Here is a 12,294-nt window from a genome sequence, read left to right as displayed (position 1 = left end):
TCGCCGAAGCCGCGCCGCCGGTGCGCAAGCCTGCCGCTAAACCCAAAGCTCCGGCAAAACCGGCCGCAAAGAAAAGCACGGCCGAGGAACCGACAGCAAAACCGGCTGCAAAGCCCGCGACAAAGGCCGCCACCAAACCCGCTGCGAAAAAAGCCGCCACACCGCCGCCCGTAACGGCGACCCCAGCGATCCCCGAGGAACCGACCGCCGCGCCGGCAAAGCCCGCTCCCGCAGCGTCCAAAACCGGCCCCGACAATCTGCAACTGCTGAAGGGCGTCGGCCCCAAGCTCGCCGTGCTGCTGAACGGTCTCGGCGTCACCAGCTTCCGTCAGATCGCGGACTGGACCGACGCCGATATCGCGCGGATCGATCCGGAACTCGGTGCTTTCCAGGGCCGCATTGCACGCGACAATATCGTCGACCAGGCCGGCTACCTCGCGCGCGGCGACAAGGCGGGGTTCGAGGCGAAATATGGCGCCCTCGGCGGCGAGCTCTAAGGTCGGCTATCGGCCGGACGCTGCCCGACCCTAACGCGCCCGGGCCGCCTGATGTGCGATGTCGGTTATCAGTTTGCGGAACAACACGGCGCCTGCGGTTCCCGATGACTTCAGCGCGCGTTCGCAGTCGAGCAGGCGGCTCATCAGCCGCGCGATGCGAACCGAATCCCAGATGTGAAGCTGTGCCGTGACCGCATCGCGTTCCTTCCAGAAGATGCCGCTGGTGCGCGCCGACACCACGGTTGCGGGATGCGCGCCGCCATCGACCTCTGCGCGCAGCCGCGCGAGCGCGGTCGCGCGGATCGCGAGCGCGCGGATGATGCGGATTTCGGCGACGCCGACTGCGGCGGCCTTTGCCAACATCGCGGGCAGGTCGCGCACCTTGCCGCCGAGCGCGACATTGATGCATTCGCTGACATCTTCTTCATGGGTCGCAGCACCGAGGGCCGCGATGTCGGCGGGCGTGACCTGCCGCTGGCGATCGGGCCCGGCGTCAAGATAAAGCGCCATCTTTTCCATCTCGCGCCGCATCAGCCCCTGGTCGCCCGACACCAGATCGACCAGCAGCTGGGCATCGGCGTTGGCGATCCGCAGCCCCTGTTCACCAGCGGCGGCCATCGCGATGCCGACCAGCGCGCGACGGTCGGGCTGGTAACAGATGGCGGCGATCGCATGGTCCGACCCCTCGACCAGCTTCACCAGTTTCGATTTGGCGGTGACCGATGCGCCGGTCGCAATCACCGGGTTGATCGCGGTTTCGGCGGCAAGCAATGCCTCGACGGCCGCGAGGCTGTCGTCGCCGCTGCCCGACAGGTCGAGCCGGATTACCCGCGCGGACGAAAAAAGCGACATTGAGGCCGCCTCGGCCGCGAGCAGCGAAGGGTCCTGCGCCAGCTGCGCACCCGTGAGGTCGAGCCGCTCGGCCTCTTTGCCGGCAAGCGCGATCAAATGGCCCGCGACGGCTTGCATCGTCGCTTCGTCAGGGCCGGTGAGGAGGGTGAGCCGGATCGCGGGGTCGAGGCGCGTCTGGCGTTCGAGCTCGCCGGGTTTGACGGACTTCATTGACCCGCGGGCGTAGCAGCCGACCGACCGCCGCCGCGGTTCGCATAGACCGCCAGGCGCGCGACGATCTGGTCTGCAACCCCCGAGGCGAGGCGTTCGAGGGCGGTCGATTCGGCTGCGATCGTCGCATATTCGCTGCCGACGACGTCGATCCCGGCGTCCTGCGCCGCGGTCGCGTCGAGCAGCACTTCGCCCGTCGCCGCATTGACGAGCTGATAGCGCGCGCGCAGCGTCCGGCGTTCGCGCGTCACGGCATCGTCGGCGCGGACGCCAAAGCCGGTGATCGCATCTTCGAGCCGGACATCAAGGCGGAGGCGCTGGCCCGCACCCGCGCCGCCCTGCGTCGCTTCGAGCCGGTCACGCAGCGCGTTGCGGACGAGCCAGCCCGAATGCCCCTCGATCGGCGCGACATCGACGTCGGCCAGCACCTGCGCCACCGCGCCCTTGCTGCCGTTCGCATAGAGAGGCCGCAGGCCGCAGCCGCCGACGGCAAGCGAGGCGGTGACAAGAGCGGAGACGAGGAGCGTGCGCATTATACTGTAATGATCCTTATCCCGTTCGTGTCGAGCGAAGTCGAGACACCCCGAAGGCACGCACAAACGATAGGCATCTCGACTTCGCTCGATGCGAACGGAGTTGGGGCGATGCGTATGAAACCATCTTCTAGGGAACGATATTCACCAAACGGTCGGGGACCACAATCACCTTCTTCGGCGCGGCGCCGGCGAGAAGTTCGACGATGCGCGGACGCGCGAGCGCCGCAGCTTCGACGGCGTCCTTGTCGAGGCCTTTCGCGAGCGTCATCGTATCGCGCAGCTTGCCCGCCATCTGGATCGCGATTGTCACCTCGTCATCGACGAGCAGCACGGGGTCGGCGGTCGGCCATGCCGCGTCGGCGATCATCGCGGTGGTCCGCTGGCTGTCGGGGAGTGACGCCCAGGCCTCTTCGGCAAGATGCGGCATCATCGGCGCGACAAGCAGGATCAGGGTGCGGCACGCCTCGGCGCGCGTCGCCGAAGGCTTGGCCTTTTCGACGTCGTTGGCGAGCGCGTGGATCTTTGCGACCGCCTTGTTGAAACCCAGCGCCTCGATATCGGCGGCCACGCCGGCGATCGCCTGATGCAGCTTGCGGGCAAGGCCCTTGTCTTCGCCACCATCGCCGACATTTTCGGTATCGCCGAACAGGCGCCACAGGCGTTGGACGAAGCGCCACGCGCCCTCGATCCCCGCCTCGCTCCACGGCAGGTCGCGTTCGGGTGGGCTGTCGGACAGCATGAACCAACGCGCGGCATCGGCGCCATATTGGTCGAGGATGGCGTCGGGATCGACAACATTCTTCTTCGACTTCGACATCTTGATCACGCGGCCGATGTCGACGGGGGCGCCGTCGGCGGCCAGCGTCGCGCTGTCGGCGCTGCGCTCGATCTCATCGGGCGTAAAAAAGAGCGGCGGCAGACCTTCGCCCTGCACCCGGCTGTAGGTCTCGTGCGTCACCATCCCCTGCGTGAAGAGGCTGGCGAAAGGTTCGGCGATGTCGATCATCCCCATATGTTTCAGCGCGCGCGTCCAGAAGCGCGCATAGAGCAGGTGCAGGATCGCATGTTCGATGCCGCCGATATATTGATCGACGGGCAGCCAGCGGCGGATCACCTCGGGATCGAAGGGCTTGTCCGACGGCGCGCTGGCGAAGCGCAGGAAATACCACGACGAATCGACAAAGGTGTCGAGCGTGTCGGTCTCGCGCACGGCGTCGCCGCCGCACGATGGGCAGGCGACATGCTTCCACGTCGGATGGCGGTCCAACGGGTTGCCGGGGACCGAAAAGTCGGCGTCATCGGGCAGGACCACGGGCAACTGGCCTTTCGGCACCGGCACCAGGCCGCAGGCGTCGCAATGGATGAAGGGGATCGGCGTGCCCCAGTAACGCTGACGCGAGACGCCCCAGTCGCGCAGGCGCCACACGGTCGTCCCCTTGCCCCAGCCTTCATGCTCGGCGCGCGTGATCACGGCCGCCTTGGCTTCATCGATGGTCATGCCGTCGAGGAAATGGCTGTTCACCAGCTTGCCGGGGCCGACATAGGCCTCGTCGCCGGTAAAGTGCTGCGCGGTCTCGTCGCCGTCGGCGATCACGCGGTGGACGGGCAGTTCATATTTATGCGCGAAGTCGAGGTCGCGCTGGTCGTGCGCGGGGCAACCGAAGATCGCGCCGGTGCCATAATCCATCAGCACATAGTTCACGACCCAGACGGGCAGGTGCCAGTTGGGATCGAGCGGATGCTCGACCGCCAGCCCGGTATCGAAGCCCAGCTTCTCGGCGGTTTCGAGCTGCTCGGCCGATGTGCCCTGGCGGCGGCACTCCGCAATGAACGCCGCCAGTTCGGGCGAATCTTTCGCCAGCCGTTCGGCGAGCGGATGGTCGGGCGAAATCGCCGCGAAGCTCGCACCATAAAGCGTGTCGGGGCGCGTCGTGAAGACGGCGAAGCCAGGCGCGCCGCCCGCCATTTTGAAACTGAACTCCAGCCCCTGCGACTTGCCGATCCAGTTTTCCTGCATCAGCCGCACCTTGTCGGGCCAGCTTTCCAGGCTGCCCAATCCTTCGAGCAGCTCTTCGGCGAAGTCGGTGATTTTCAGGAACCACTGCGACAATTTCTTCTTTTCGACGAGCGCGCCCGAGCGCCAGCCGCGGCCATCGATGACCTGCTCGTTCGCGAGCACGGTCATGTCGACCGGGTCCCAGTTCACATAGCTGTGCTTGCGCGTGACAAGCCCCGCGGCGAACAGGTCGAGGAACAGCGACTGTTCCTGCCCGTAATAATCGGGCTCGCACGTCGCGAGTTCGCGGCTCCAGTCGATCGCGAGGCCGAGGCGTTTGAGCTGGCCGCGCATCGACGCGATATTGTCGCGCGTCCAGCCGCCGGGGTGGACGCCCTTTTCCATCGCGGCGTTTTCGGCCGGCATACCGAAGGCATCCCAGCCCATCGGGTGCAGCACGTCGTGCCCGGTCATCCGCTTGAAGCGCGCCAGCACGTCGCCCATCGCATAGTTGCGGACATGGCCCATGTGGATGCGCCCCGAAGGATAGGGGAACATCTCAAGGATATAAGCCTTCGGCTTGTCGACGCTGTCGGTCGTGGCAAAGCTGTTCGCCGCCTCCCACGCCTTTTGCCAGCGGGCGTCGGCGGCGAGGGCGCCAAAGCGCGGTTCGCGGGTCATTCGTCGGTTACCCCGTTTGTCTGTCTGAGCGGGCGCGCGAGGCGCGCCGCCGGATTAGTCCCTGATGGCGCTGCGACGCAGGTCGCGGGCGCGGGTGAGGATGATTTCCTCAAGCTTCTGCACCGTGGCCGCCTGAACCGGCGCGTCGACCCAGGTGCCGCCCTGCGAAACCTGACGCGACGCCGCGATACGAAGCGCATCGGCGCGCAGATCCTGGTCCAGGATCGACACGGTGACCTTCATCCGCTCGCCGGGATTGCCCGGGTTCGCATACCAGTCGGTGATCACCACGCCGCCCGCCGAATCGGCCTGCAACAGCGGCATGAAGGACAGCGCATCGAGCGAGGCACGCCACAAATAGCTGTTCACGCCGATCGTCGTGACCTGGCTGGCCGCGAGGTCGGCGCGCGGCCGGTCCTTGCCGGCGCAGGCCGAAAGGCCGAGCGTCGCGAGTCCGAGCAGCGCGAGCGTGGCCGGACGACGGCCGAGCGTGGCAAGGACGGAAAGCTTGGACATGCCGATAACACCTTATCTCTTGAGCGCCGCCGGAATCAGGGAAAACCGGGCCGCGCATAACGGAATTGCCAGCGTCTCTATCGCCCTTGCCGCCGTCGGGCAAGCACGGCAATTCCGTCCGGGCGGCCGTTCAGATTCTGGTCAGATTGGCGATGCACTGTGACGATCCCGCAACAACTTCGGCAAAAAGCGGAATCATTGCAACAATCTGGCGGGATTCACTGGCAATATCGCGCCGGGGGTCCTATCTGGTAAGTCGATTGGGGTTGGAGTCGCAGGACAATGGCGCGGACATCGCGACATTTTTGGAAGGTCAGTCTCACCGCTTTGGCGGTGGTTTCGCTTGCGCTTCCGCCTGCGCTGGCCGCGATGTCGCGGTCCGAACGTATCCGCGAAACCTCGCTTTCCGAAACCCTGCTCGGCCAGTTCACGCCTGCATCGGGTGATGAACGCCTGATCGCCCGCTACAACAAGATGTCGGCCGAAGCCCGCCGCAGCTTCAGCTTCACGCCCGCGCTCACCGACAGCAGCCGCAAGAATCGCGCGATCACCGTCGTGATTCGCTCGCGCGACGACGCATCGAGCGCCACGCGCACCTCGGCGCTGGCCGCCGGCCGAACCGCGCCGATCGCCATCGCCCCGGTCAAATATAATCTCGGCGCGTCGGTCGGGTTCGAGAAATTCGTTACGCCGTCGCTGCCGCGCGGCACCGACCTGCGCAACCTGCCGGTCGCGAAAGCGCCCGAGCAGGACGAGAAAAAGTCACGTTTCGCCACGCGCATGGTTAGCCGCCCCAGCGACCCCAGCGGCGCAACCGACCGCGTCACCGCTCCCGGCGAAACGTCCGCCGTCGATGTCGTCAGCAGCTATCGCCTGACCAAGAATATCGATGTGACCGCAGGCGTTCGCTATCGCGCCGATGATCGCGTCGAACCCTTGACCGATTCGCGCCGCGACAGCCAGGCGGTCTATGTCGGGACGGCGTTCCGCTTCTGACGCGCCTGGCGTTTCGACGCCTTTTCCTCCCACGCATCGATCGCCGCCCAGCCGGTATTCATTCCGCGCGCGCGTTGCAGCGCCAGTGCCCGCGCCGGGGTCATCCCACCGAGTGCGATCGCCTGCCCCCCGGCCAGCCGCGCCAGCCGCAGCCAAGCCGCGCGGGCAAGCACGGGGGCGCCGGGGTGCGAGCGCGTCGGGTGAAGCGGTGAAATGAAAACACCGTCGGCTTTCGCGCGGCGGGTGCGGCGCGCCTCGCGTGCGTCATGGACGGGCATCGTCATCAGCAGTCCGAGCCGCCGCGCCTGCCCCGCGCGGCGCGCGTCATGCTGGCGCAGGTGCACGCCATCGGCGCCCCAGCGCGCCGCCAGCGCGGGCGTTCCGGCGAGCAGGACGCTGTGCCCGCGCGCCCGCGCCAGCCGCATCAGGCGGCGTAGCAGCCGCCAGCGTACGCCGGGGGCCAGATTATCGTGCCGCACAACGATGCCGGCACCAGGCGGCAGCAGCGCGGCGAGCGCGATCACATCGGTCCGCGCCCGCGCATCGCTGAACAGCCAGGTTGCGGGCAATTTGCGGGACAGGGGGTGGCGCGGGCGCATCGCCCTTTCTATAGGCGCGTCGCGAGCGCACGCAACGCGCGGAACGGGACGAAATGATGAGCGAAGCAGCAGAGCGGCTGGCAAAGATACAGGCTGATATCGCGGGCGCGGCGCAACGTGCGCAGCGGCGTGCGGGGGATATTCAGCTGATCGCGGTGACGAAAACGCATGGCGTCGACGCGATCCGCCCGCTCATTGCCGCAGGACAGCGCCACTTCGGCGAAAACCGGGTTCAGGAAGCCGCGGCGAAGTGGCCCGAACTCCAACGCGAAACGCCCGGCATCCTGCTCCATCTGATCGGCCAGCTGCAATCGAACAAGGCCGACGACGCCGTCGCGCTGTTCGACGCGATCCATTCGGTCGATCGTTCGTCGCTGGTGCAGGCGCTTGCCAAGGCATGCGACAAGGCGGGCAAGCGGCCGCAACTGTTCATCCAGGTCAATATCGGCGACGAGGAACAGAAAGGCGGCTGCCGGGTCGCGGACCTGCCCGCGCTGCTCGCCGAGGCGAAGGCGGCGGGGCTGGCGATCGACGGCCTGATGGCGATCCCCCCGGCCGATGTCGATGCCGCGCCCTATTTCGCGCTGCTCGACGAACTCGCCGAGCGCCACGGCCTGCCGCTGCGGTCGATGGGAATGAGCGGCGATTTCGAGAATGCCGTGATGCTGGGCGCGACGCATGTCCGCGTCGGGACCGCGCTGTTCTGCGCGCCACGCCGATAATCGTTATTGATACTCCACCGTGACCGGAATCCGGCCGCGATAGTCGCCGTCGTCGAGACCGGCGATCTGGAGCCGACCGCCGAACCGAAAAACGAGCCGACCGTCGAGGCCGAGACGCGGCGCAGCGGAAAGGTCGGTGACGAGCGCGGTGACGCGCGCGGTCCGCCCGTGACCGCTTTCAAGATCGACGCTTGCCGGCAGGGTCACGCGGACTTCGGCGCCCGGTTCGCCGCGCACCGTGACGGTGCCCGTCAACGCGAAGCCGCCAAGGTCGATGACATCGCCGCGCAGGCGCCGCGCGCCCGACGCCGGATCAATCTCGACCTCACCGCCCATCGCGCCGACCGCGATGCGCCCCATGTCGAGCCGGGTTTCGACGTCGATGCGCAGCGGCGTTTCGGCCTTGCGTGCGGTCGCAGCGCCGCCGGTGGCGTCGGGCGCGCACAACAGGCATTGCGCCGACGCGGCAGGTGCGGGAGCCCATATCAAGGCCAGACCCAGGATAAGCCGGAGTTTCACCTTTTCCTCTTGGCACAGCATGGTTAATCCCGGGTAAAATCGCGCCACGGCTTATCCGCTGGTCAGCGCCGCGCTTTTGGGTCAAACCCGCGCGATGAGCAGCTCTCCACCTGTCCGGATCAACGCCCTCGCCACGGCCGTCCCGGCACATGATATCCACCAAGCGTTCATCGATTGGGCGACGCCGCGCCTCGACGATGCGCGCGTGCGCGCAATCTTTGCGCGAATGACCGCGCGGTCGGGGATCACGCATCGCTGGTCGGTGCTGCCGCCCACCCCCGATGGCGGATCGCCCGTCGCGCCCGGCGGCTTTTACGACGTGCCCGGCCTGCCGCCGACGTCGGTGCGCATGGCCGCCTATGCCGACCACGCGCCCGAACTGGCGATGCAGGCGATCGCCGCGTTGGGCGATGCCTTTGCTGCGGGCCGGGTCACCCATCTGGTCGTCGCGAGTTGCACAGGCTTCGTCGCGCCGGGGATCGACCAGATCCTCGCGCGGCGGCTGGGGCTGTCCGCGACGGTCGAGCGGGTGCTGATCGGTTTCATGGGCTGTTACGCGGGGGTCACCGCGCTGCGCACGGCCCGGCACATTGTGCGATCCGACGCCCAGGCGGTCGTGCTGGTGGTCAGCGTCGAGCTGTCGACGCTGCACCTGAGCCTTGCCGACGCGCCCGAGCCGTTGCTGGCGATGCTGCAATTCAGCGACGGCGCCGCGGCGGCCGTCGTGTCGGCCGATCCGGGCGGGTTCGAGCTTGGCGAGGGGCGCAGCCTCGCACTCGAAGACAGCGCGGAGCTGATTCGCTGGGACATTGGCGACAAGGGGTTTGAAATGACACTGTCGGGCGAAGTGCCCGGGCGATTGCGCGACGCGCTGGCGGCGCCCGACGTGCGGCAGCAATTGTTCGGCAAGGCCGAAGCGCCGCCGCTGCTTGCGGTCCATGCGGGCGGCCGATCCGTGCTCGATGCGGTCGAACATGCACTGGACGTCGAACCGGATGCGCTTGCCGACAGCCGCGCCGTGCTCGCGCGGTTCGGCAATATGTCGTCGGCAACCATCCTGTTCGTGCTCGCCGACATGATGGCGCGCGGCGCGCGCGGCGAGGGGATCGCGATCGCCTTTGGTCCCGGCCTCGCCGCCGAAGCGATCCGGTTCGTCGCACCCGGCGATCGGCCGTGACCCCCTTCACCAGCCTGCGTGTCCCGATCGACCGCGCGGAGGAAATGGACGCCGCCGACCTGCCACCCGACCGTTATGCGCGCGTGCTTGCCGACCTGTCGCGGATCAATGGCCTGACGATGGCATCGCGCCCGACGCTGGCTTTTCTGAACCGGGTGCGCGCGGGCGGCGTCGGGTCAAGGCCGTGGCGCGTCCTGGACGTCGGATTCGGCGCCGGCGACATGCTCGCGCGGATCGCGCATTGGGGCGACCGGCGCGGCGTCGCGCTCGACCTTGTCGGCATTGATCTCAACCGCAAGAGCGAAGCGGTCGCGGCGGTGCGCCTTGGCGACCGCGCGCGGCTGATCACGGGCGACTATCGAAGTCTGGCGGGACAGGGGTGGGACGTGATCATGTCCAGCCTCGTCGCCCACCATATGACAGCGGACGAGCGGGTCCAGTTCCTTCGTTTCATGGAAACCGAGGCTGGGCGGGGCTGGCTGGTCAACGACCTGCACCGGCAGCGGCTGCCCTTCGCCGGCTATCCGCTGCTTGCCCGGCTTGCCAGGGTCGATCCGATCGTCCGGCGCGACGGGCAATTGTCCGTCGGGCGGAGCTTTCGACGGCCTGAATGGCGGGCGATGCTGGACGCGGCGCTGCCCGGCACGGCTAGAGAATGCCGCATTTTCCGAAGCTTTCCTTATCGCCTCTGCGTCGAGCGCATCCGGTGACGGAGGCGATCGTCGTTGGCGCCGGACCCGCCGGGTCGGCGGCGGCGATCGGGCTCGCGCGCGGCGGCGCCACGGTCGTTCTGCTCGAACGCACGCGCGAAACGGGCGACGCGCTGTGCGGCGGATTCCTCAGCTGGCGGTCGCTCGAACGGCTCGATGCGCTCGGCATCGCGCCGGCGATGCTCGGCGGCCAACGGGTGACAAAAGTGCGACTGTTCGCGGGTCGGCGATGCAGCGAAACAGCGCTGCCCGCACCCGCGATGGGGGTATCGCGGCGCCGCCTCGACGGCCTGCTGCAAGCCGCTGCGCAAGCCGCGGGCGCGGGCCTCGAACGCGGTGTTCACGCGACGGCGATTGGCGACGGCAGCGTCCAGACGCGCGACGGCGGATCGCTGTCTGCCCCGCTGCTGTTTCTCGCCGCGGGCAAGCACGGCTTTCGCGGCTTTCCGCGCGACCCCGCCGGGTGGCAACAGGCCGACCCGGTGATGGGGCTGCGGCTGCGACTGCCGCCCGTTGCCGCACTTGACCAGCTGGTCGGCGAGGCGGTCGAGCTGCACCTGTTCGACCGCGGCTATGACGGGCTGGTGCGGCAGGAGGACGGCAGCGCCAATCTGTGCCTGGCCGTCCATAAATCACGGCTGGACGAAGCGGGGGGCGAGCCCGCTGCGCTGCTTCGCGCGCTCGGCGAGGCGCAGCCGCGGCTTGGCGAGCGGCTGGCGCACGCCGACGGTTTGCCCGCCATCGACGCGATCGGGCACGTCCCCTATGGCTGGCGCGCCCGCGTCACGTCGCCGGGCCTGTTCCGGCTGGGCGACCAGGCCGGCGTGATCCCCAGCCTTGCGGGCGAAGGCATGGGACTGGCATTTGCGAGCGCCGAAGCGGCGGTTGCGGCGTGGCGTCGCGGCGGCGGCGAGGCGGCACCAGCGTTCCAGCGCGACCTCGCCGCCCGCATGGCGCGCCCCTTCGCCGTCGCCAGCCTGGCCTGGCGCATGGGCGAGAACCGACGGACGGCAGGCGGGCTGGTCTCGCTGTCGACGCGTGTCCCGCCGCTCGTCCGCTGGGCGATGCGCGCGACGCGAATCGGCGGGAGTTGAGCGGGACAGCCCTTGCGGCGGGCCGCCATCAGACCGATATAGATGCAAAGCGGGGATCGCCGGAACGGGCCGTTCCCGTGCAGGAGCCGAACCACCATGACCGATGTGAAATCCGATACCGAACTCGACCCGATGGCCTATCATGTGCTGCGCGAAGGCGGCACCGAACGCGCGTTCACGGGGAAATATACCGACCATAAGGGCGACGGCCTGTATCGCTGCGCGAGCTGCGGCGAGCCGCTGTTCGACAGCCGCACCAAATATGACAGCGGATCGGGCTGGCCGAGCTATACCGCGCCCGCCAAGGAGGCTGCGGTCAAGGAACTGACCGACTCCAGCCACGGCATGATCCGCACCGAAGTGCGCTGCGCCAAGTGCGAAGGCCACCTCGGCCATGTCTTCCCCGACGGCCCCGGACCGACGGGGCTGCGCTATTGCATCAACAGCGCGGCGCTTGACTTCGCGGACCGCGGGCAGGATGAGGCGTCAACCGGCGAAGGCTGAAACCTCCTTCCCGGACTGACGCATCAGGGGCGCAGTGAGGGAAGGAACACCGGCATTGCGCCGTGAAAGACAGCAGGCTTCGTCGAACAAATCGTCATCGTCCAGCAAAGGCAGCGGCACGCCCGGCGGCGCGCCGCCGCGCTGGCGGTTGTGGATGCGGCGCGCCTTCCACTGGGGTCTTGGGCTTGCGATCGTGGGCCTTGTCGCGCTTGCCGTTGCGGTCGGCATTGCCGTGCAGCGCATGCCGAGCTTCGAGGAACTCAAGAAATCGCCCGCGGGGCAGACCATCCGCGTCCGCGCCGCCGATGGCACCGTTTTCCTGTCGCTGGGACCGAATTACGGCCGCTGGCTGACGCTGCGCGAAACGCCGCAGGTGATGCAGGACGCGATGGTCGCGGTCGAGGATCGGCGGTTTCGCTATCATCCGGGGCTTGATCCCGTCGGGATGGCGCGCGCCGCGGTGGTCGCGGTGCAGAACTTCGGCAGCGGCCGACGCTTACAGGGTGCTTCGACGATCACGCAGCAGCTTGCCCGAAACATCTTCCTGTCGAACAGCTATGATTTCAAGCGCAAGGCGCGCGAGATGATTCTCGCGCTCGCGCTCGAATGGAAATTCTCGAAGGACCAGATCCTCGAACTTTACCTGAACAAGGTCTATTTCGGAGGCGGCAGCTATGGCATCGAC

At 67.7% G+C, this 12,294-nt stretch carries 14 protein-coding genes; 8 read left to right on the top strand and 6 right to left on the bottom strand.

The window, feature by feature from the left end; translation table 11 throughout:
• Positions 1-497 (top strand): hypothetical protein (locus A3E77_RS12490; protein WP_458574447.1); only part of this gene is annotated, 497 nt, incomplete at its 5' end.
• A 30-nt stretch (positions 498-527) separates the two neighbouring features.
• Here A3E77_RS12490 and holA read toward each other — a convergent pair.
• From holA to A3E77_RS12470, 4 genes are all read right to left on the bottom strand, one after another.
• On the bottom strand, positions 528-1,559 hold the full coding sequence (gene holA, locus A3E77_RS12485; RefSeq protein ID WP_293646385.1) for a DNA polymerase III subunit delta: 1,032 nt from the start codon (positions 1,557-1,559) through the stop codon (positions 528-530).
• A complete protein-coding gene (gene lptE, locus A3E77_RS12480; protein WP_293646383.1) occupies positions 1,556-2,092 on the bottom strand; it encodes an LPS assembly lipoprotein LptE in 537 nt (178 codons plus the stop codon). Before lptE ends, holA begins: the two co-directional genes overlap by 4 nt.
• A 130-nt stretch (positions 2,093-2,222) precedes the next feature.
• On the bottom strand, positions 2,223-4,772 hold the full coding sequence (gene leuS, locus A3E77_RS12475) for a leucine--tRNA ligase (protein ID WP_293646381.1): 2,550 nt from the start codon (positions 4,770-4,772) through the stop codon (positions 2,223-2,225).
• Between the two features lie 54 nt (positions 4,773-4,826).
• Positions 4,827-5,288, bottom strand: a complete 462-nt coding sequence (locus A3E77_RS12470) for a DUF3576 domain-containing protein (protein ID WP_293646379.1) — start codon at positions 5,286-5,288, stop codon at positions 4,827-4,829.
• Positions 5,289-5,657: 369 nt separating this feature from the next.
• On the opposite strand from A3E77_RS12470, the gene A3E77_RS12465 reads away from it, so the two are divergent.
• Positions 5,658-6,284 carry a hypothetical protein gene (locus A3E77_RS12465; RefSeq protein WP_293646377.1) on the top strand — a complete coding sequence of 209 codons (627 nt, stop codon included), beginning with the start codon at positions 5,658-5,660 and terminating at the stop codon, positions 6,282-6,284.
• Here the strand turns inward: A3E77_RS12465 and A3E77_RS12460 are convergent.
• Positions 6,257-6,883, bottom strand: coding sequence for a thiamine phosphate synthase (locus A3E77_RS12460; RefSeq protein WP_293646375.1), 627 nt, complete (start codon positions 6,881-6,883; stop codon positions 6,257-6,259). The two genes, A3E77_RS12465 and A3E77_RS12460, sit on opposite strands and share 28 nt — an antisense overlap.
• Positions 6,884-6,939: 56 nt before the next feature.
• Between A3E77_RS12460 and A3E77_RS12455 the strand changes: the two genes are divergently transcribed.
• Positions 6,940-7,605: a YggS family pyridoxal phosphate-dependent enzyme gene (locus tag A3E77_RS12455; RefSeq protein WP_293646373.1), complete on the top strand. Its 666-nt coding sequence runs from the start codon at positions 6,940-6,942 to the stop codon at positions 7,603-7,605.
• Positions 7,606-7,608: 3 nt separating this feature from the next.
• Here the strand turns inward: A3E77_RS12455 and A3E77_RS12450 are convergent, their stop codons facing one another.
• Positions 7,609-8,124 carry a DUF4402 domain-containing protein gene (locus tag A3E77_RS12450; RefSeq protein WP_293646371.1) on the bottom strand — a complete coding sequence of 172 codons (516 nt, stop codon included), beginning with the start codon at positions 8,122-8,124 and terminating at the stop codon, positions 7,609-7,611.
• A 94-nt stretch (positions 8,125-8,218) separates the two neighbouring features.
• Between A3E77_RS12450 and A3E77_RS12445 the strand changes: the two genes are divergently transcribed.
• The 5 genes from A3E77_RS12445 to A3E77_RS12425 all read left to right on the top strand — a co-directional run.
• Positions 8,219-9,301 carry a type III polyketide synthase gene (locus tag A3E77_RS12445; protein WP_293646369.1) on the top strand — a complete coding sequence of 361 codons (1,083 nt, stop codon included), beginning with the start codon at positions 8,219-8,221 and terminating at the stop codon, positions 9,299-9,301.
• Positions 9,302-9,345: 44 nt separating this feature from the next.
• The gene (locus tag A3E77_RS12440; protein WP_293646413.1) at positions 9,346-10,011 is read left to right on the top strand and encodes a methyltransferase domain-containing protein; all 666 of its coding nucleotides are present in this window, start codon (positions 9,346-9,348) and stop codon (positions 10,009-10,011) included.
• On the top strand, positions 10,008-11,105 hold the full coding sequence (locus A3E77_RS12435) for an NAD(P)/FAD-dependent oxidoreductase (RefSeq protein WP_293646367.1): 1,098 nt from the start codon (positions 10,008-10,010) through the stop codon (positions 11,103-11,105). The genes A3E77_RS12440 and A3E77_RS12435 overlap by 4 nt, the downstream gene beginning before the upstream one ends.
• Positions 11,106-11,201: 96 nt before the next feature.
• The gene (msrB, locus tag A3E77_RS12430; RefSeq protein ID WP_293646365.1) at positions 11,202-11,609 is read left to right on the top strand and encodes a peptide-methionine (R)-S-oxide reductase MsrB; all 408 of its coding nucleotides are present in this window, start codon (positions 11,202-11,204) and stop codon (positions 11,607-11,609) included.
• 154 nt (positions 11,610-11,763) lie between these two features.
• On the top strand, positions 11,764-12,294 hold a 531-nt coding region (locus tag A3E77_RS12425; RefSeq protein ID WP_293646411.1), incomplete at its 3' end, for a biosynthetic peptidoglycan transglycosylase.

This window comes from Sphingopyxis sp. RIFCSPHIGHO2_12_FULL_65_19, assembly GCF_001830555.1.
Lineage (GTDB): Bacteria > Pseudomonadota > Alphaproteobacteria > Sphingomonadales > Sphingomonadaceae > Sphingopyxis.
Note: the sequence above shows the minus strand (reverse complement) of the source record. Positions and strands in the feature narration are given on the sequence as shown.

Bases quoted from the DNA above. Each gene is read 5' to 3' on its own strand.
- holA (WP_293646385.1), bottom strand. From the start codon at position 1,559: ATGAAGTCCGTCAAACCCGGCGAGCTCGAACGCCAGACGCGCCTCGAC.
- lptE (WP_293646383.1), bottom strand. From the start codon at position 2,092: ATGCGCACGCTCCTCGTCTCCGCTCTTGTCACCGCCTCGCTTGCCGTC.
- leuS (WP_293646381.1), bottom strand. From the start codon at position 4,772: ATGACCCGCGAACCGCGCTTTGGCGCCCTCGCCGCCGACGCCCGCTGG.
- A3E77_RS12470 (WP_293646379.1), bottom strand. From the start codon at position 5,288: ATGTCCAAGCTTTCCGTCCTTGCCACGCTCGGCCGTCGTCCGGCCACG.
- A3E77_RS12465 (WP_293646377.1), top strand. From the start codon at position 5,658: ATGTCGCGGTCCGAACGTATCCGCGAAACCTCGCTTTCCGAAACCCTG.
- A3E77_RS12460 (WP_293646375.1), bottom strand. From the start codon at position 6,883: ATGCGCCCGCGCCACCCCCTGTCCCGCAAATTGCCCGCAACCTGGCTG.
- A3E77_RS12455 (WP_293646373.1), top strand. From the start codon at position 6,940: ATGAGCGAAGCAGCAGAGCGGCTGGCAAAGATACAGGCTGATATCGCG.
- A3E77_RS12445 (WP_293646369.1), top strand. From the start codon at position 8,219: ATGAGCAGCTCTCCACCTGTCCGGATCAACGCCCTCGCCACGGCCGTC.
- A3E77_RS12440 (WP_293646413.1), top strand. From the start codon at position 9,346: ATGGACGCCGCCGACCTGCCACCCGACCGTTATGCGCGCGTGCTTGCC.
- msrB (WP_293646365.1), top strand. From the start codon at position 11,202: ATGACCGATGTGAAATCCGATACCGAACTCGACCCGATGGCCTATCAT.